Source organism: Paenibacillus urinalis (assembly GCF_028747985.1).
Taxonomy (GTDB): domain Bacteria; phylum Bacillota; class Bacilli; order Paenibacillales; family Paenibacillaceae; genus Paenibacillus; species Paenibacillus urinalis.
In genome coordinates this window covers 5,017,225-5,035,085 of record NZ_CP118108.1, presented here as the reverse complement: position 1 = coordinate 5,035,085, position 17,861 = coordinate 5,017,225, and the positions used below count along the sequence as shown (strand labels likewise).

14 protein-coding genes are annotated in these 17,861 nt (G+C 56.0%); 8 read left to right on the top strand and 6 right to left on the bottom strand.

Going from position 1 to position 17,861, the window contains the following annotated elements:
• Nucleotides 1-9 precede the first annotated feature (9 nt).
• Nucleotides 10-1,401 (bottom strand): amidase, encoded by a 1,392-nt coding sequence (locus PUW25_RS23335; protein ID WP_274337648.1) that lies wholly within the window; start codon nucleotides 1,399-1,401, stop codon nucleotides 10-12.
• 431 nt (nucleotides 1,402-1,832) lie between these two features.
• Here PUW25_RS23335 and PUW25_RS23330 point away from each other — a divergent pair, with 431 nt between their 5' ends.
• The 5 genes from PUW25_RS23330 (at nucleotide 1,833) to PUW25_RS23310 (ending at nucleotide 8,081) form a co-directional block, all read left to right on the top strand.
• Complete coding sequence (locus PUW25_RS23330) at nucleotides 1,833-2,897, top strand: dienelactone hydrolase family protein (protein ID WP_094046632.1); 1,065 nt, start codon at nucleotides 1,833-1,835, stop codon at nucleotides 2,895-2,897.
• A complete protein-coding gene (locus tag PUW25_RS23325) occupies nucleotides 2,894-3,766 on the top strand; it encodes an AraC family transcriptional regulator (RefSeq protein ID WP_094046634.1) in 873 nt (290 codons plus the stop codon). Before PUW25_RS23330 ends, PUW25_RS23325 begins: the two co-directional genes overlap by 4 nt.
• 244 nt (nucleotides 3,767-4,010) lie before the next feature.
• Nucleotides 4,011-4,850 (top strand): sugar phosphate isomerase/epimerase family protein, encoded by an 840-nt coding sequence (locus tag PUW25_RS23320; RefSeq protein WP_158223754.1) that lies wholly within the window; start codon nucleotides 4,011-4,013, stop codon nucleotides 4,848-4,850.
• Nucleotides 4,840-5,838 carry a Gfo/Idh/MocA family protein gene (locus PUW25_RS23315; protein ID WP_274337647.1) on the top strand — a complete coding sequence of 333 codons (999 nt, stop codon included), beginning with the start codon at nucleotides 4,840-4,842 and terminating at the stop codon, nucleotides 5,836-5,838. The genes PUW25_RS23320 and PUW25_RS23315 overlap by 11 nt, the downstream gene beginning before the upstream one ends.
• An 11-nt stretch (nucleotides 5,839-5,849) precedes the next feature.
• Nucleotides 5,850-8,081: an FAD-dependent oxidoreductase gene (locus PUW25_RS23310; protein ID WP_274337646.1), complete on the top strand. Its 2,232-nt coding sequence runs from the start codon at nucleotides 5,850-5,852 to the stop codon at nucleotides 8,079-8,081.
• 484 nt (nucleotides 8,082-8,565) lie between these two features.
• Here the strand turns inward: PUW25_RS23310 and PUW25_RS23305 are convergent, their stop codons facing one another.
• From PUW25_RS23305 to PUW25_RS23285, 5 genes are all read right to left on the bottom strand, one after another.
• Complete coding sequence (locus PUW25_RS23305) at nucleotides 8,566-8,910, bottom strand: hypothetical protein (protein WP_006211803.1); 345 nt, start codon at nucleotides 8,908-8,910, stop codon at nucleotides 8,566-8,568.
• A 403-nt stretch (nucleotides 8,911-9,313) separates the two neighbouring features.
• Nucleotides 9,314-10,594 carry a serine-rich family protein gene (locus tag PUW25_RS23300; RefSeq protein ID WP_274337644.1) on the bottom strand — a complete coding sequence of 427 codons (1,281 nt, stop codon included), beginning with the start codon at nucleotides 10,592-10,594 and terminating at the stop codon, nucleotides 9,314-9,316.
• Nucleotides 10,595-11,163: 569 nt separating this feature from the next.
• Nucleotides 11,164-12,501 (bottom strand): ABC transporter substrate-binding protein, encoded by a 1,338-nt coding sequence (locus PUW25_RS23295; protein WP_274337643.1) that lies wholly within the window; start codon nucleotides 12,499-12,501, stop codon nucleotides 11,164-11,166.
• Nucleotides 12,502-12,871: 370 nt separating this feature from the next.
• Entirely contained in the window at nucleotides 12,872-13,792 is a 921-nt protein-coding gene (locus tag PUW25_RS23290) for an ABC transporter permease (protein WP_158223753.1), read from the bottom strand.
• Nucleotides 13,789-14,712: an ABC transporter permease subunit gene (locus tag PUW25_RS23285; protein WP_274337642.1), complete on the bottom strand. Its 924-nt coding sequence runs from the start codon at nucleotides 14,710-14,712 to the stop codon at nucleotides 13,789-13,791. Before PUW25_RS23285 ends, PUW25_RS23290 begins: the two co-directional genes overlap by 4 nt.
• A 181-nt stretch (nucleotides 14,713-14,893) precedes the next feature.
• Here PUW25_RS23285 and PUW25_RS23280 point away from each other — a divergent pair, with 181 nt between their 5' ends.
• The 3 genes from PUW25_RS23280 to PUW25_RS23270 all read left to right on the top strand — a co-directional run bounded on the left by PUW25_RS23280 (nucleotide 14,894) and on the right by PUW25_RS23270 (nucleotide 17,653).
• Nucleotides 14,894-16,144 carry a glutathionylspermidine synthase family protein gene (locus PUW25_RS23280; protein ID WP_274337641.1) on the top strand — a complete coding sequence of 417 codons (1,251 nt, stop codon included), beginning with the start codon at nucleotides 14,894-14,896 and terminating at the stop codon, nucleotides 16,142-16,144.
• Between the two features lie 3 nt (nucleotides 16,145-16,147).
• Nucleotides 16,148-16,552 (top strand): DUF350 domain-containing protein, encoded by a 405-nt coding sequence (locus PUW25_RS23275; protein ID WP_274338474.1) that lies wholly within the window; start codon nucleotides 16,148-16,150, stop codon nucleotides 16,550-16,552.
• 156 nt (nucleotides 16,553-16,708) lie between these two features.
• Nucleotides 16,709-17,653: an aldo/keto reductase family protein gene (locus PUW25_RS23270; RefSeq protein ID WP_274338473.1), complete on the top strand. Its 945-nt coding sequence runs from the start codon at nucleotides 16,709-16,711 to the stop codon at nucleotides 17,651-17,653.
• Nucleotides 17,654-17,861 lie beyond the last annotated feature (208 nt).

Sequence of the window (17,861 nt, the reverse complement as noted above, 5' to 3'; positions counted from 1 at the left end):
GGGAGCGAATCAGCCGCGGACGAACCGTTCGAAGAGGGAGCCGGCGGCCAGCACTAGTTCGTCGTCGCCGCGACGCCCTGTGAGCTGCAGGCCGATCGGCAGTCCTTCCGAGGAGAGGCCGGCAGGCAGCGACAGCGCCGGGAGCCCCCACAGGTTGGCAAGCGGAGTGAACTCGCCGTTGGCGGGTCCGCCCGGCTTGCCTGCCGGGATCGGGCCGGCGGTGACCGGACAGGTGGGGGAGACGAGTACGTCGATCTCTTCGAACAAACTGTCAACCAACGAGCGATGGGAATCCCTCCAGCTCAGGCAGACGTCATAGTCGCTCGTCGTAATGGCGCGTCCCGCCTCCAAGCTGTTCCGCATCCGTTCGCTGTAACCTTTCGCCCAATCCGTCAGCTTTTCTGTATGTGTCCGATATGCCTCGTAATGCAAAATCGTCCACGTTTTTTCCTTCACCTCGGAGATTGGAAGCTCTGTGTTCAACCGCTTGACGCGGAAGCCGGCCTTCTCCATCGTCTGGACTACGCCAAGGATCGCATCGCGAATTTCGGGCTCTGCCTCCGCATCCAAATAGTCGGTCGCTACGCCGATTGTCAGCGGCTTCTCAGTCGCGCGAGCCCTGATGCCGGGTTGCTCCACTTCCACGTTCAGTCGCATCCGATTCTCCGCAGATTCCTCCATAAGACGCGTTCCTTTTTCATCCGAACGCTCCGCAAGAACGTTAAACAGCAAGGAGACGTCTTCGCAAGTGCGTGCCAACACGCCTGCATGATCCAGCGACGGCGCCAGCGGCGTAATGCCGTCCAGGCTGAGGCGCCCCGCGGACGGCTTGAATCCGGCGACACCGCAGAAGCTGGCCGGCACCCGGACGGAGCCGGCTGAGTCGGTGCCGATCGAGCCGAGGGCGAAACCGGCGGCGATCCCCGCGGCGGAGCCGGAGCTGGAGCCGCCGGGCAGTCGGCCGGGCCGCAGCGGATTAAGCGTCCAGCCGAAGGCCGGGTGAGGCCGGCCGTAAGCGAACTCGTACAAATGCGCCTTGCCGATGATGACTGAGCCGGCCTCCAACAGCTTGGCGACGACGCGTGCATGCGCTTCTGGAACCGGCACGGGAGATCGGCCCGAGCCGTTCGTCAGCGGCACTCCCGCATAAGCGATCATATCTTTGACGGATACCGGGATGCCGTGCAGCGGTCCGCGGTCGCGGCCGTCCCGCAGCTCGCGCTCGGCCTGCGCGGCCTGTGCCCGAGCTTCGTCCTCCATCAGATGAAGGAAGGAGCGATACCGGTCGTCTTCGTTTCGTATTCGCTGCAGAAGCGATTCCAGCAGTTGGACGGGAGAGAGCTCTCCGCTGCGGAAGGCCCGTCCTGCCGCCGCGATCGTCCATTGGTCGTTTCGGGGCATGTCTCATTCCTCCATGTGTTAAGCATATACGAAATCAGAGTTGCGAGGTTGGGATAAAATTGGAGCAGATTGCGAAAACGGCGTGTGCATTGGCGACGACTGACCGAAAGGGATGACGACCAACGGCATTGACAGCGGCCGACATACGGAAGGGCGACAGACCAAGGTGTTCGAGGCGGCGGACGTAAGCAACTGCCGGCGATTGCGGTGAAAAAGATAACGGCTTGCGAAGGTATATAACGAGATTGCGACGAACGTTTATCCGACTTTACAACTTGGATAACTCATACTATGATAGCGTCAAGCGCCGGTTAGGTGCAAGGTTATCGCGTCTTCGCGCTTAGTCTTGAACAAGAGGAGCGAGACTTCAGAATCCCGATATAACAAAATGAAGCGCAATTCAATACAAATCCCGATTCGGAGGCGGTCATATGGCGGCACACGGAACTGCAAACGAATTTATCGCCCGGCTGTACGAAGCGAAGCTGGCCCGGGCTGCGAAGCTCCCCGACCCGGCGGCGGATGGGGAGGAGCTGCTGCGCAGAAGGGAGCGGTTGGCCAGTCTGCTTCGCATCCCCCTTGCACAGGAAAATGCCGTCCCGCCGGATGCTGAGCTGCTGGAACGTACGGACCAAGGGGCTTACATTCGCGAACGGGTGGAGATCGGCACGAGGGACGGCCTGCGCATGCCGATGTACGTGCTGCTCCCCAAGACGGCGTCCGCCAGCAGCCCCGCACCTGCCGTACTGGCGCTGCACGGCCACGGCTACGGCAGCCGCGAGCTGGTCGGACTGACGCCGGACGGACGCGACGAGCCGGAGGGAACGGGCATTCACAAGCATTTCGCGCTGTCTCTCGTCAAGCGCGGTCTGGCCGTCATTGTACCCGAACTGCTCGGCTTCGGCGAGCGCCGGCTGGAGGAGGATAGCCGGCTGGACGAAAATCCGGCGGATATGCGCAACTCCTCCTGCTACAAACTGTCCTCCTTTTTGACTCATCTGGGAGAGACGCTGGCGGGCATTCGCGCGCAGGAGGTGCGAATCGCCGCGGACTACGCGCTGTCCCGTCCCGAGATCGTGAAGGCGGGAGTCGGCGCGATGGGACTGTCTGGCGGAGCGTTCGTCGCGTATTTGGCGGCAGCGCTGGATGAACGCTTCCGTGCCGTCGTATTAAGCGGGTATACGAATACTTATGAGGACAGTTACTTTTTCTCCCGGCAGCACTGTCTGTGCGACTATATTCCCGGAATCGTCGAGTTGGGCGACATGCCCGATCTCGTCGGATTGATCGCTCCCCGTTCCCTGTACTTGGAGGTCGGGAAGAGCGACCATCTGTTTCCGGTGGAAGGGGCGGTCAGAGCAGCTGAGCGGATCGGAATGTATTACGAGCGCTTGGGCGCGGCGGACCGGCTTGTGTTGGATATTTTTGACGGGGGACACGAAATCGGGGGAATCGGCTCGTTCGATTGGTTGAGGAAGGAGCTGGATGCGCTATGAGCCGAACGATCAATCCGGTTCCGCAGCTGGTCGAGCGCAGCTTCCTGTTCTTCCACCGCCTCGAAACCCGGGAAGGCCATCTGGAAATCGTCAACGCCCACCAAGGCATCGAAATCGTGCTCGTGAGGGAAGGACGCGGTCAGCTGATTCTCGACCGGACGGTGCACCCGATCGGGCCGGGAACGTTTGTCGTAATCCAGCCGTACCAGCTGCATCATTTTAAGATGGAGCCTCCTTACGTGCGCACGCCGCTCGTATTCGATCCTTATTTGTTCGACCGCTATGCCGCGTTGTTTCCGGCGCTGCAAGCCTTTTTTCATCGGCTGTGGAAAGGAAAGCACGGAGGGCGGCTGTTCGCGCTCAGCGAGGAGGAGTTGGAGCGGTTGGACGGGTTGGCCGGACAGTTCGAGCGCAGGCTCGGCGAGGTGCCGGAATACGGGAGACAGGAGGAATTGTTGCTGTTTCTGCTCGACTGGATGCGGGAGCTGCGCGTAATCTGCGAGCGGGACGACCGGCGCGAGCCGGATGCGGCCGGCAAGCGGGAAGGCAGACATATCGAGCAGATGATGAGCTGGATCGAGGAGCATTACCACGAAAGCTTCTCATTGGAAAAGCTGGCCGAAGCGCTTCATCTGTCGCCGTTCTACGCCTCGCATCTGTTCAGCGAAGAGACCGGCTGCACGCTCAGTCAGTACATTATAGCCCGCAGATTGCGCGAGTCGTGTCTGCTGCTGACGATGACCGACCGGCCCGTAGCGCAGATCGGCAAGCAGATCGGTTTTAACAGCAGCGCCTACTTCTGCAAGACGTTCAAGAAAAAGATGGGCTTATCGCCGCAAGCTTTCCGCAAGCGCTCCGGACAGGCGTAACGACGGGAGAAGGCGAACCAGCCGGAGCGCAGGAGGAGAACCGCCCCGCGCCGGTTGATTCGTCATGCCCGAAAACGGCCGTACGTCGCGTCCTGGAGGGGCGCTGTGCCATCCGGCAAACGGATCAGACGCCGGGCTATCGGTCAGACGGAATGAACGACAGGAGGCTGCGCGATCCGGAGGAAAAGTCCGAAACGGCGGCAAGTCAGGCCTCATACCCGCTCTACAAGGAGGAATAAGTCAGATGAAATACGCGTTCAATACGGCATCGGCCCCGACGCTGACGCTGCCGGAGCTGCTGGAAGCGGCTCGTCGCTACGGCTACGGTGGTCTGGAAGTACGAGCCGGAGTCGGACATCGTCACGGCATCGAAATCGACGCCGGCACGGAAGCGCGCCAAAGCTTGAGACGGCTGGCGGAGAAGGCAAAAGTCGCCCTGACGGCGCTCGGCGTATCCAGCCGGTTCTCGGCGGCGGAGGAGGAGGGCGAGGCGCAGATAGACGCTGCCGAGAAAGCCATTGAGTTGGCGGCGGATATGGGGATTCCGTATGTTCGGCTGTTTTGCGGCCGGATTGCGGCGGGAGACAGCCGGGACAAAGCGCGGGAACGCATCGTGGAGGCGCTGCGCCGACTCGCGCCAAGCGGGACGGAGCATGGAGTCGTTCTGCTGCTGGAGACGCACGACGACTGGTCTGCCCCTGGCGAGCTGGCAGAGGTGCTGCGGCGGGTTGGTCATCCAAGCGTTGCGGCTCTCTGGGACGTGCTTCATACGCAGCACGAAGGAGAGGCATCGCCCGCGGAAACCGTCGCCGCGCTGGGGCCGTGGATCCGCCACGTCCATGTGCACGACGGCGTCCGCAAACCGCCCGGGAGCACCGGGCATCCGCATTACCGCGCCATCGGCAGCGGCGATGTCGATCATGCCGAGGTCATCCGGGCGCTGAACGGCATCGGCTATACGGGCTGGCTGAGCGGGGAGTGGTACGAATGGGAGCCGCGCGAGACGCATCTGCCGCGCGAGCTGGAGGCGCTGCGGCGGGCCGAGCAAGCGGCCGGGAAAGGAGCGTCCGAAGATGGCCTTTAAAATATGCGTGATCGGATGCGGCGGCATCGCCTGGAGAGGGCATGGTCCGGCGTACCGGCGTTACCGGGAGGAACGGCCGGATACGGAGCTGGCTGCCTGCGTGGACGCCGATCCGGACAGGGCGGCCAAATTCGCCGAGGAGTTCGGCTTTCGCCGGGCGTACACGAGGGTGGAGGAAGCGCTGGAGACGGAGCGTCCAGACGCCGTCTGCCTGCTCGTGCCCGCTCCGTACATCGCGGAGCTGGCCGCATCGATTCTAGGCCAAGGCTACCCGCTGCTGCTGGAGAAACCTCCCGGCACGACGCGGGAAGAAGCGCTGCGCATCGCAGCAGCCGCGATTCGGCCGAACGGCGGCGAGATTCCGACACGGGTGGCGTTCAACCGCCGATATATGCCGCTGATCGGGCAGGCGGTCGACGCGCTGAAGGAGTGGCGTGAAGCCGGACGGCTGCATCATATCGCTTACGACATCAGCCGGGTTGGCCGAACCGACGACGAGGACGCGTCCGTCACCGCGATTCACGGCATCGACGCGCTAAGAACGCTGGCAGGTTCGGATTACCGCGACATTCGCCTGAGCTATCGCCCGCTCCCGCATCTGGGTTCGCGCGTGACGAATGTCTCGCTGGAAGGCGAGTTTCAGTCCGGGGCGACGTTCCGGCTGAATTATTTTCCGGCGGCGGGGGCGGTATACGAGAGGGCGGCGATCAACTGTGAAGACGCCACGCTGCTGCTTCGGCTTCCGTTCTGGACGTCGAACGATTCGCCCGGAGGCGTTCTGCTGCAAGGCAACCGCGAGCTGAAGCATTGGGCGTCGGAAGCCGAGCCGTTCGTAACCAACGGCTTCTACGAGGAGAATGCCGGCTTCTTCGACGCCGTCCGCGCGGGCATGCAGCCGACTGGAGGAATCCGCACGGCGATTCAGTCGGTAGAGGTGGCGGAGGCGGTGCTGCGGAGAGAGACGCGTTATGCGTCGGACAACAGATAAGGAGGACAACGATGAACAGCAAATCAGCGAGCTACGACGTCGTGGTCGCCGGAGGCGGACTGGCCGGCTTCAGCGCGGCGGTGGCAGCGGCCCGGGAAGGCGCGCGCACCGCGCTCGTGCAGGATCGACCCGTGCTGGGCGGCAACAGCTCGTCGGAAATTCGCGTGACGCCGCACGGCGCCGGACGGTTTCATGCCTACGCCAGAGAGACGGGAATCATTACCGAGGTGACGTGCGAGGATCGGGCGAACAACCATGAGCAGTTTCACAACAACGGCTGGACGAACAGCGTGTGGGATATGACGTTGTACGATCTGGCGATGAGAACGCCGAACTTGACGGTGTACCTGAACACCTCCGTGCAGCAGGTCGAAAAGGATGGAGACCGGCGCATCGCCGCCGTTACCGCGAGAGTCGCGGGGGCGGAGACGGAGCTGCGGCTGCAAGGCCGCGTCTTCATCGATTGCACCGGGGACGGCACGGTCGCGGCGCTGGCGGGCAACGAGTGGCGGATGGGCAGCGAGAGCCGCGACGAATTCGGCGAGCCCCACGCTCCGGAGCGCGCAAGCGGCGACACGATGGGCAGCTCGATCCATTTCCGCGCCCGCGATACGGGGCGGCCGGCTCCGTTTCGCGCCCCCGAATGGGCCGTCGCGTATGACGATCCCGCCTTTTTCTACGCGCACAATCGCAGACCGTACGACATTCGCGCCGGTTACTGGTGGTTCGAGCTGGGTTCGCCTTGGGATACGATACACGACGCGGAGACGATCCGCCATGAGCTGACGCGCCATGTGCTGGGCGTATGGGACTGGATCAAGAACAAGGACCCGCTGACCCGGGACAAGGCGGTGAATTACGCGCTCGACTGGATCGGCCAGGTGCCGGGCAAAAGGGAAAGTCGGCGCATAATGGGCCGTTATCTGCTGACCGAGCATGACGTGCTGGAAGGCAGAAAGTTTGCCGACGAGGTCGCCTATGGCGGGTGGTATTTGGACCTGCACATCCCCGGAGGGCTGCTCGCGCCGACAAGCGAGCTGCCGGGAGCGGCCGAGCTGGTCAGCCCCTACGGCATTCCGCTGCGCATTCTGATCGCCAAGGATATCGACAACCTGCTGATGGCGGGGCGCAACGTCAGCGTCACGCACGCGGCGCTCGGCACCGTCCGCGTCATGTCGACGACTGCCATTATGGGCCAGGCGGCAGGAACCGCCGCTGCCGTCGCGCTTAGGCGCGGCATTCCCGTCCCGGACGTGCCGGGGACGGACGCCATTGCGGAGGTGCAGCAGACGCTGCTGCGGGCCGGCTGTTTCCTGCCGGGCGCAGCGAACGTCGATCCGCTCGACCTCGCCCGGCAGGCGGAGGTGACGGCCAGCAGCGAGGCGGAGCTTGCCGAGACGGAGCCGGGAGACGAGGGAGAGGCGCTGGACATCCGTCGCAGCCAGTGGGTGGCCGTCGCGGCGGGCGAACTGGAGCATCTGGACGTCTGGGTGGCGAATCGCGGCGACCATCCGCTCTCGTTCGAAGCCGAATTGCATCGCACCGGGCATATTTGGGATTACGACGTGCGGCAGCAAAACCGGCTGGCCGCAGCCATACTGGAAGTTCCGCCGGCCTGCGAAGGCTGGATTCGATGGCTGCCGCGGCTGGACGCGCGAAGCGGCCTTCCGGAAGAAGGCTATGTCCGGCTCGATCTGCTGAACGGCCGCGGGCTGATCTGGCGCCGCGCCAATGCCGTGCACCCCGGGCTTCCGTCGGCCAGCGAACTGGAGCCCGGCCGCCTGCGCAGCCACGACGACGGACGGACGATGAGCTTCCGCGTCAGTCCGCCCCAGCCGATCTATTCGGCCGCGCAGACGGTCAGCGGCGTCACCCGGCCGCATCGGACCGTCAACCTGTGGCGTTCGGCGCCAGGCCTGCCGCTTCCGCAGACGCTGGAGCTGCGATGGCGCGAGACGCGGGAGATCGGGACGGTCGAGCTGACTTTTCCGGGACATCTGCTTCAGGATCACAACCGTTATCCCGCCTACTATCGCGAACCCGACTGTCCGCGCGACTACAGAATTGAGGCTTGGACCGCCGGGGGCTGGGAGAGCGTCCACGAGACGTTCGGCAATTATCAGCGCCGCGTGTCTCATCGACTCTCCCGACCGGTACGGACGGAGCGCATCCGCATCGTCTTCCTGGCATCCAACGGAGGCGCGGAAGCGGCGGTCTACGAGATTCGCTGCTACGGGATATAACGGGATTGCCTTTTCATAACACAAGCTTGGCATTCTCCAATAACCTACTTTACACCTCGGAAAACACTGTATTATGATGAGGCCATGCGAGAGGCCGCGCACAACGCAAGTCGAATCCATATTCAAGGAGGGGTACCGCCAACATTTTAACGATAATATACGCTAAGCCTTCGGATGTACCTGGCTTAGCGTTTTTTCTTACTCTAAGCCCAATAGTCCGGGCTACACCGCCCGGACTACCGATCACTCACCTTCCTGTTGTTTCAGCGGTCGTAATGAGTTAGCGGACATCAAGTGTATGCTTTGAAAACACCAAATGACCGCTAATCTTAATTAGCGGTCATTTAATATTAGGAGATCATTCCTTCATGATGGTTCGTAGAGACGATTTGCGCAACCGAGGAAACACTCGTGCAGCAAATGAATCGGCAACGAATCGCGCTATAGGAATCGTTTCTGCGCGATACTTCACGAAGCATATTTTTTATTTTAATATCAATTCGATGATGTTGCTTGTTTTGCCACCGGATGACGAACTTTTTTGACGCATTGTCATCCTCCCTGCACCTGCCATTTCCACGAGAATTTGCCCGATGGCGTTTGTGGTATCAATCACCATGTTTTTGATTGCTTTAGGTTCCAGCGTCACCCCGTTGTCGATGGCTGTGCCATCGATCACACTTGGCAATACATTGCCGTTTGCACTGTCTTTGACGACCATGTTAATATTTTTTTCTTCGTCGCTGCCATTGTTGATCGCCACCGAAAGTGTGGTTTCTCCGTTTTTGCGAGACATCGTGAACGTGGTTTTTGAACTGTTTTCAAGCATGGGTAAACGCCTCCTTAAGCGATTGAATTATTTTGGTTTAACATATCAAAAATGCGCTGTTGTTTATTTTTTTCATCATCGAGCAGTTTGGAAATAATCCCTTCCAAATTCGTCGTCCCCGACGTGCCGCAGGTACAGCCGCTTGTTGATCCGCTAGAAGGCTGACAGTTACAGCAGGTACGGCATTTGCAAAACAAAAGCAATAAGGCTAAAAGCACGGAATTGTCGCTAATTTGAATTTGATTGCCAACGGTGAAGTTGTTGCCATTGGAGACGGTGTTTGCCGAGTTGTTTGCCGAGCTCGCTAACCCGTTTGCCGTGCTCACTAAGGCGCTGTTGTAGTCAAAGGTGTTGTTGGATTCACTGGTATTCGTGGATTCGTTGGTGGCGCAGCTGGTGGAGTTTAACGTGCTGTTGGCGGTGCTTGCGTTGTCGTTCGTTGAAGAGTTGTCAGCATTGGAGGTATTGGTGGTAGTATTATCGCCTGTCGACGCTGTTGCTGTAGGCGTAGAGGTGTTATCACCTGTGGTGGCAGTGGCACTGGTTGTGGATGAATTATCGCCAGTGGTTGAGGAACTGTCATTGCACTCGATGTAGCATCTGTATCCGATGAGTTTGTTGCAGGACCACTTGTTGTGGTTGACGTATTATCACCATTCGTTGATGTGCTATCACCTGAGCTGCTGGTGGCGTCCGTATCCGATGAGTTGGCCGCAGGACCACTACTTGTGGTGGAGGTATTATCTCCATTGGTGGAGGTACTATCACCCGATGACGAAGTGCTGGTGGCGTCTGATGCGTTGTTCGAGCCGCTAGTTGAGGTTAATGTATCGGTCACGGTAGCCGAACTATCATTATCACTGTTGTTGGTTGCACCACTGGTGGAATTAACCGTTTCGTTAATGGTAGAGTCACTATCGGTATTAGAGGTATTGTTCGAGCCGCTTGTGCTTGTTAATGTGTCATTGACAGTAGCCGAACTATCATTATCACTGTTGTTGGTTGCACCACTGGTGGAATTAACCGTTTCGTTAATGGTAGAGTCACTATCGGTATTAGAGGTATTGTTCGAGCCGCTTGTGCTTGTTAATGTGTCATTGACAGTAGCCGAACTATCATTATCACTGGTGTTGGTTGCACCACTGGTGGAATTAACCGTTTCGTTAATGGTAGAGTCACTATCGGTATTAGAGGTATTGTTCGAGCCGCTTGTGCTTGTTAATGTGTCATTGACAGTAGCCGAACTATCGTTATCACTGGTGTTGGTTGCACCACTGGTGGAATTAACCGTTTCGTTAATGGTAGAGTCACTATCGGTATTAGTGGCGTTCGTTGCCGTACTTTGGTTATCGACTTTTTCGAAAATTTTCGAGTCGCTGTCGCTTTCCGAATGATTTTTAGCGCCACTTTCGCTTGTAAGTTGATCGTTAATGGTGGATCCGCTGTCGTTATCATTTGTGCTTGTGGCATTACTAATGGCATGAGCTTGGTTTTTAGCAAGGTTTTTAGCAAGGTTTTTAGCAAGGCTTTTGGCAATCGCCTTGTCGATCGCCTTGGCTAAGGAAATCGTCACTTTGACAGGCGGCTTGCGGTGTTTGTGTTTTTTACGATGACAGCTACACGCTGTTTGCTGGGAAGATTTTTTTTTGCAGGTTGTTTTTCTTTTTCTAAATTCCTTTGTCATTACTTCTATCCTCTCCTTTGATGGGGGTAGTTGACTACCCTTTAGTATATTTGCCTGCTATTAACTCGGAAACGGCGAATCTACCTATAAATTTTTGTCCATCTATCAAATACACAGAAAATGGGCAAAAAAAGACCTTGTCTCGCTCTCGGCAAGACAAGGTAAGGTCCATGACAAAGGAGGTGTAGCTACCCTATGTTTGATATATGCAGGAGGACGGGTTTTCGCTCCCCTTGCCCTGGACAGTCAACCGGGGTATTGCCAACAAAACGCGGAAAGCGTACGCTAAGAAACCTTGAAATTTATTAGCCTCAATCTATCCAAATGATTCCATCCAAAAGAAGCAAACCCTCCCTACTTTGCAAGGGCTAGGGGGATTACCAAGAATATAAAAGAGAAAAGAATCGGAAATAAGATCAACCTCAAATAGTCGGTGATTCCTTAAGTATAAGAAACGTTGGCTTTTTTATATAGAAAAATCCTTAGAGTATATTTTCGTCAAAATGTTGGATGGACCCCTAAAGGGAAAAAAAGGGGAGCCGTGGGGGCTCCCGCAAAGAATCCCGTTTCTATTGGTTTGCTCTAGCAAGCATTTTTTGCATTTCCGTCATGAATTCTTCCGAAGCGGAATCGATGGAGGCTGCGCCGAAGGCGATTTTCTCGCTCGTCAATTTCAGAAGCTTGATGAATTCGTTGTCATAAGGGAAGTGCTCGTATCCGTTGCCCGTCGAAATCTTCGTCGCGAGCGAGATGTAGTCGTACAGAATTTTGTCGATCGGAGTCGATTCCGCGGACAGCGCGTCGCGGATTTTCGCCGAAGGCGGAACGCCGCGGGTGCTGCCCAGGATAGCGGCCGCTTCCGGATCGTTGACCATGAAGTCCATGAACTTGGCGACTTCCTCCGGATATTTCGTTCCTTCATAGGAAGTAATGAATTGTCCGGACACCGGAGGGCTCATGCCGTTGCCGGCAGGACCGGCAGGGTTCGGCAGCAGGCCGAGCTGGTCTTCCGTCAAAGCTTGATAACCGAAAATTTGCGAAGCGGATGCGCCCTGGATGGCGACTTGCCCTTTCACGATCAACGATTTGTCGACGGCATCCGGCGGATTGGCGACTTGAACTTCCGCAGGTACGATCGCTCCGGCTTGGCGAAGCTCGTCCCACATCGAGAACCAGTTGACCACGTCCTGCTTGTCGAACTTGAGCTCGCCGCTGCGATATAGCTCTTTGCCGTGGGCGGCCAGGTAAGTGGTGAAGGACGCGTTGTCGCTGGACAGATCGTAAGAGCCGTAGAAGCCTTTGCCAAGCTTCTCGCTGATTTGCAGCGCGCTGTTCTTGAAGTCGTCGAACGTCCAGCTTTCGCCGTTCGGGACCGGAACGCCGGCTTTGTTGAACATCGTCGCGTTGAACAGCAAGGCTGTCTGGCTGACGCCCAGCGTGACGCCGTACAATTTGCCGTCCGCGGTCGCTTCGTTGATCAAGCTTTGATCGAAGTCTTCCAGGCGGATGGCATTGCCGACATACGGCTGCAAGTCGAGCAGCGCGTTGCGTCCGACGTACTCCATGATGTTGCCGCCCATCTGGATCAGATCCGGAGCGTTGCCCGCGGCGATCTGCGTGTTCAGCTTGTCGAAGTAGCCGTCCATGCCGGAATATTCGGCCGTGATTTTGATGTTCGGATTCTGTTTCTCGAACAGCTCGATGGCGGCAAGCGTTTTATCGTGTCTCTCTTGCGACCCCCACCATGCCATTCTGAGTTCAACGTTGCTCGGTTTCTCCGAAGCTTTGGCCGAAGCGCTGGGACTGGCTGCGCCAGAGCCCGACTTGGAGTCGTTCGCGTTGCCGCAAGCGGACAGCAGAAGCGCGCATGTCGCTAGCGCGGCGAACAAAGGTTTTTTGCGTAACATGGAATCGGACCTCCTTTTTTTAACCTGCATGTTCATCATAAGAACTATTCGGTCCCGCGAACATAAAGAAAAGTAAGGGGAACGTATAAAAATGTTAGGTGTTGCCGAAGACGCAGAAAGAAAAGGCGTCCCTTGGTCCGTTTCGGACGACGGAAGGGACGCCTCTGTTACTCCAATGTACTTTCTTATAGTGCGTGTTCAAAAAGTCGGCTTTTCAGGACCGAGAAGGTTGGATGAAGCTTAGGGATTGAGGAGCGGAGCGTAGGAAAACCTACGTGAGCACCGGAAAGCCCGGCTGAATTCAAGATTCGATGTCGAATTCCCTTCCTGCTCTACTTCGTCATCAAAAGCTGACTTTTTGAACATCCTCTTATAGATAAGAATGCTTGGCGTAGGTCCGCTTGTAGCGCTGCTCAAGTCCGTTGGAAACGAGCTGGAAGCCCATGATCAGCAGGACGTAGGAAGCCAGGGGAATGAACAGAATCCATTGATTCACGTACAGGAAGCCCCGGGCTTGTCCGATCAAACCGGCCCATTCGTTGGTGCGGCTATGATACTCGGGAGGGTCCATGTACATCGTCGTGCCGCCTACGAACAGGTTAAAGATCGCCAGCTGCCCGAACAGCGTCAGCACGAGCACGATTTCCTGCACGAGCAAAATGAGGAAGCTTTCCTTCAGGAACGGGAACAGATGAGAACGAACGATCGTCCAATGCCCGGCCCCGAGCGATTCGCTGGCAAGCACGTAAGGCCGGTCGCGCAGGACGAGCGTCTTATCCTTGATCGTCGACAGGACGGAAGGGACCCCGACCGCCGTCAGCACGATTCCGAGCAGCACGGAAAGCTGCAGCGGAGACAGGGAGGAATTGATCGAGATGCCGATCAGCAGCAGCCACGTGATCAGGAAGATCGGAATGCCGTTGAGCGCCTTCCAGGAGTCCCCCGCGGACCGCTTGTCCGCTTTGTTCCCTCCGAAATAGCCGAGCAGCATGCCGAGCAGACCGCCTGCGAATACGCGCGCCAAGGCGATGCCGAAGGACAGGAACAGCGTATATTTCGCGCCGTCCAGCAGCTTGGCCAGCAGGTCGTAGCCGTATTTGTCCGTGCCGAGCGGATATTCGCTGCCCGGAGCGGCAGGAGGAGCGACGACTGTTCCCTTGCCTTGATCGTCCACGATATATTCGACTTTTAATTGGTCTTGCAGATCGTGGGGCGACAAATATCCGCCGAACAGGGCGCCGAGCGTAATCAGGACGGTAATCGCCAGTCCGGCCAGCAAGCTCTTGTTCATCGGGCGATCACCTTCTCCCATCCCCATAGATACAGTCTGATCAGCGCGTATACGACGGCGTACAGAACAATTAATGTCATTAATCCATTAACGACCAGCGCGTATTGGTACCCGCCGAAGCCGAAAGCGTCGGAGAACAGGAACATTGTCACTCCATTGAGGTTGTACAAATATTCCACGACGAAAATGTTGCCCATGAGAATGCCGAGCAGCTTGTGCAGATCCGCCTTGAAGAAGGGAAGCACGTTGGGCAGGGCATGATGGAAGACGATGCGCATTCTGCTTAATCCGCTCGCTTTGGCGAAGCCGATGTAATCCTCGCTCAGCGTAAGCTTCATCTGCATCGCCACGTTCCGGATCATGTAGTTGGCCGGAATGATCGTGGCAGAGAGCAGCGGCAGCGCGATCGCGGGATCGTCCGTGGACAAGCTGGCGACCTGGAACACGACGGCTCCGGTTTTCGATGCGATGAAGACGACGGCGAATTGCAGCAGCATAATCATTACGAAGTCAGGCAGCGCGCCCAGCAGCTCGACGATCCGTTTCAGCCATTCGGCCTTGGAGAGGGCGAAGTAAACGCCGATTATCAGGCCAAGCGTCATGCCGAGCAGGCTTCCGGCGGAAATATAGAAGAACGACACTTTGAAGGAAGCGCCGATCCGCTCCCAGAAGGAGTATTCGTTTTTGCCGGAGACGAAGCGGAAGGAATCCCCCGATCCGAGTCCGCCTAAGTAGTCGCTTAAGGCGGCAAAGCTTTGCGACCAGTGCAGCCGAAGCGAGCCGCCGTCCCCGTCCAGCTGAAGCAGCAGCGGAAGAAGGGAGACGGAGAGTATGAACGCCAGCGCGATTGGAACGATCATCGAGGCTTTGACGAGCCTGAGCATGCTGAATTTCGCTTCCTTTCCATCATTCTGATCCATCTAGTATAGCTTCGGACAGAAAAGATGAGAAGCGGATTCCGCAAAATCCAGGCGCCGTTAACATGATACAAACGAGGCATTTCTTACATTAATCAACGGACTATTCCTCGATGCGCTGAATTTTCCGCACACTTGTAATAAAATGGCATCATTGCGCAGCTAAAACCGGGGGTGGATACCGTTGAGTAAGAGGCACGTGATGCTGATCGCCGCAACCGCTCTAGCGCTAATAGCCGGGGGATGCGCTTCGAAGCCGGACGGCGGAGGGGAATGGAAAACGTTCGAGCAGGACGAACAGGCGTCGTTAAAGGTGATGTACTGGGACGAGCAGTCGTTCCATGAGGATTACGGGAATCTGTTTAAAAGTTATTACCCGAACGTCGAATTCGAAGTGATCGGGCTTCCGGTCGGCTCGGATCCGTCGCTTACGGTTACCGAATTATACAACCGGCATATCGAAGAGAACCGCCCGGATATTCTATTTGTCGACAAGCACCGGTGGCTCGAGAGTCATACTTGCGGGCTGCAGGCCACTTCGGGGAAGATGAGACTGCATATTGCGCACGCTTTTCGCCAGCTGCTTGAGCATTATAAATCGATTGGACTTGGCGGCCGCGTCGTATTTACCTGCTATGAATGGCATGTGGAGGATCGGCGCAACACCGAGTATCTGATGGAGATCGTTCAAGAAATGGGCTATGATGCCTGCTATGTTCCACTATCTGAGCTGGAAATCGTCCGAGGTGAGGGGCTGTATTCCGAGGGTGAACGCATACCGGTGTTATATCGGCTGTATCCATTAGAGTATCTGGTCAATGACGAATCTGAGGATACAGAGGACAGAATTGGAGAATGGATGCTTGAGCTGGTAGAAGAGGGGAAGCTAGGTCTTATTAACCCGGCCCAAAGCATACTCACGCAGAGCAAAGGCTTCATGGCTCTAATCTGGTCACTATATGAACGGCACGAAGAGGCAAGTGACCTGCTGGGTGAACCTCTCTATACGGATCAGCAGCTGGAGGCCATACAGCAGTATCTGCTCCCAACCTATTACAATCCTGCATTATTTATTCAACAGGGCCAGGCTTATGTTGCTAAGGGATATTGGGGCAGAGAAGGCAAGGGCACTTCCCTGTTTGATGAGGCAGGCCAATTGACGGAAGCGGAATGGGGTCAGAGCGAGGAAGACAGCCGGGAGGACATTCAGAACTATTACGGAAATCAGCCGCTCATTTATCAGCTGCGCTGTCAGATGGAAAATGTGCAGGTACATACGGAAGACGGTCCTTTTTCCGGATACTTATTGACCGGAGTTTATGTTATTGGGGGTCAATATTCAGGGCTGCTCCCACGTGTAGGCGGTAGAATTACAGGGGATATGGCTTATTATTGTCCGGCTGCATTTCCTATATATATGAAGGAGGAACATTAGAAAATGGAGAATTTCGGAGTTGATTTGCTGAATGTGGCTATCGGGATCGTCCTGATCCTGGTTATCCTGTTCGTCGGATACACCCTGTTCAGTAAGGTTACCCGGTTTGATGACGGGAAGGAAATTAGAGGTGGGAATGAAGCGGCCGGGGTATACATGGGCAGCAAGCTGCTTGGACTGTGTATTATCGTGGCGATGGTCTCCTTCAGCTCGCATTCATGGGTAGATATGCTTATCTGGTCTGTAGTGGGTATTGTTGTACTTATTCTTGTATATCTTGTATTTGATTTTATAACGCCGAAGTTCAAAGTGTGTGAAGAGATTGAGAAAGGGAATATGGCGGTGGCTCAATTGCTTCGCTCCATTATTATCGGGGTCTCTCTCGTCATAGGAACGTTTTTGTTGTAGGTGATGCATAATCCGCTATCCGGTACGCTTGTTGTACCGGATTTTTTGTTTTTTATTTTGGCTTATAGGAATTGTCGCTTTCCTTTTCATTTCAAAGCCGAAGGTTTATATTAAAAAGGAAACAGATACATATTTTTCAAGGGAGGAATGGCACGCATGAAGTACCGGAGATTAGGTGGCAGCGGTGTGAAGGTCAGCGAGATCAGTCTTGGAAGCTGGCTCACGTATGGAGGATACGTTGAGCAGGAGAACGCGGTTCGTTCCATTGAAACTGCATACGATGCGGGGATCAACTTCTTTGATACAGCCAATGTATATGAACGCGGAGCAGCCGAAGAGCTGCTGGGGAAGACACTGAAGAATTACGCAAGGGAGTCCTTTGTGCTGGCTACCAAGGTGTTCGGCAAGATGGGCGAGGGCCCGAATGATCAAGGCCTCTCCCGGAAGCACATTATGGAGCAGTGCGAAGCAAGCCTTAGAAGGCTCGGCACCGATTATGTAGATATCTATTATTGCCACCGGTTCCATCCAGAAACGCCACTGCTTGAGACACTGAGAGCACTGGATGATCTGGTTCGCCAAGGCAAAGTGCTGTATGTCGGAGTCAGCCAGTGGACAGCAGCTCAGATGGAGGCCGCGCTGGGTCTTGCAGACCGTTATTTGCTTGATCGGATCGTCGTGAACCAGCCGATTTATAATATGTTTGAGCGTTACATTGAAGATGAGATTATTCCGCTTGGTGAGGAGAAGGGGATCGGACAAGTCGTCTATTCTCCACTGGCACAAGGGCTGCTGACTGGTAAATATAACGATACAGACAGCATTCCAGAAGACAGCCGTGCTGCAAGGCTCGGATGGGATGACAAGAAAATGAGCCCTGAACGGATTGAGAAGGTACGGCAGTTAATCGACATTGCCGGCGAGCTGGATATTAAGGTGGGTCAGCTGGCCCTTGCCTGGATTCTGCGTCAGCCGAATGTATCCAGTGCACTTGTGGGTGCAAGCCGTCCAGAGCAGGTCAAAGAAAATATCGGTGCTTCTGGAATTGAATTAGAGACGGAAGTTCTGGAACGGATCGAAGGAATTCTCTCCGGAGCATAAGTAGGATATCGATCGAATTCAGCAGAATTCTGAATCAATAAATAGTAAAGCGAATATATCGCGCGATAGGGGATATCGCACTCCTGTTCAATGGAATCTATTTTAATAAAATATAAACAGCTGCTTCCTGAATATTCAGGAAGCTTTTTTTATCGTTTTATAAATCCATACATAAAGTAAATACTGGATGGTAAGAATCAGTATATAC

Bases quoted from the DNA above. Each gene is read 5' to 3' on its own strand.
- PUW25_RS23325 (WP_094046634.1), top strand. From the start codon at position 2,894: ATGAGCCGAACGATCAATCCGGTTCCGCAGCTGGTCGAGCGCAGCTTC.
- PUW25_RS23330 (WP_094046632.1), top strand. From the start codon at position 1,833: ATGGCGGCACACGGAACTGCAAACGAATTTATCGCCCGGCTGTACGAA.
- PUW25_RS23335 (WP_274337648.1), bottom strand. From the start codon at position 1,401: ATGCCCCGAAACGACCAATGGACGATCGCGGCGGCAGGACGGGCCTTC.
- PUW25_RS23290 (WP_158223753.1), bottom strand. From the start codon at position 13,792: ATGAACAAGAGCTTGCTGGCCGGACTGGCGATTACCGTCCTGATTACG.
- PUW25_RS23300 (WP_274337644.1), bottom strand. From the start codon at position 10,594: ATGACAAAGGAATTTAGAAAAAGAAAAACAACCTGCAAAAAAAAATCT.
- PUW25_RS23310 (WP_274337646.1), top strand. From the start codon at position 5,850: ATGAACAGCAAATCAGCGAGCTACGACGTCGTGGTCGCCGGAGGCGGA.
- PUW25_RS23270 (WP_274338473.1), top strand. From the start codon at position 16,709: ATGAAGTACCGGAGATTAGGTGGCAGCGGTGTGAAGGTCAGCGAGATC.
- PUW25_RS23320 (WP_158223754.1), top strand. From the start codon at position 4,011: ATGAAATACGCGTTCAATACGGCATCGGCCCCGACGCTGACGCTGCCG.
- PUW25_RS23295 (WP_274337643.1), bottom strand. From the start codon at position 12,501: ATGTTACGCAAAAAACCTTTGTTCGCCGCGCTAGCGACATGCGCGCTT.
- PUW25_RS23315 (WP_274337647.1), top strand. From the start codon at position 4,840: ATGGCCTTTAAAATATGCGTGATCGGATGCGGCGGCATCGCCTGGAGA.
- PUW25_RS23275 (WP_274338474.1), top strand. From the start codon at position 16,148: ATGGAGAATTTCGGAGTTGATTTGCTGAATGTGGCTATCGGGATCGTC.
- PUW25_RS23305 (WP_006211803.1), bottom strand. From the start codon at position 8,910: ATGCTTGAAAACAGTTCAAAAACCACGTTCACGATGTCTCGCAAAAAC.
- PUW25_RS23285 (WP_274337642.1), bottom strand. From the start codon at position 14,712: ATGGATCAGAATGATGGAAAGGAAGCGAAATTCAGCATGCTCAGGCTC.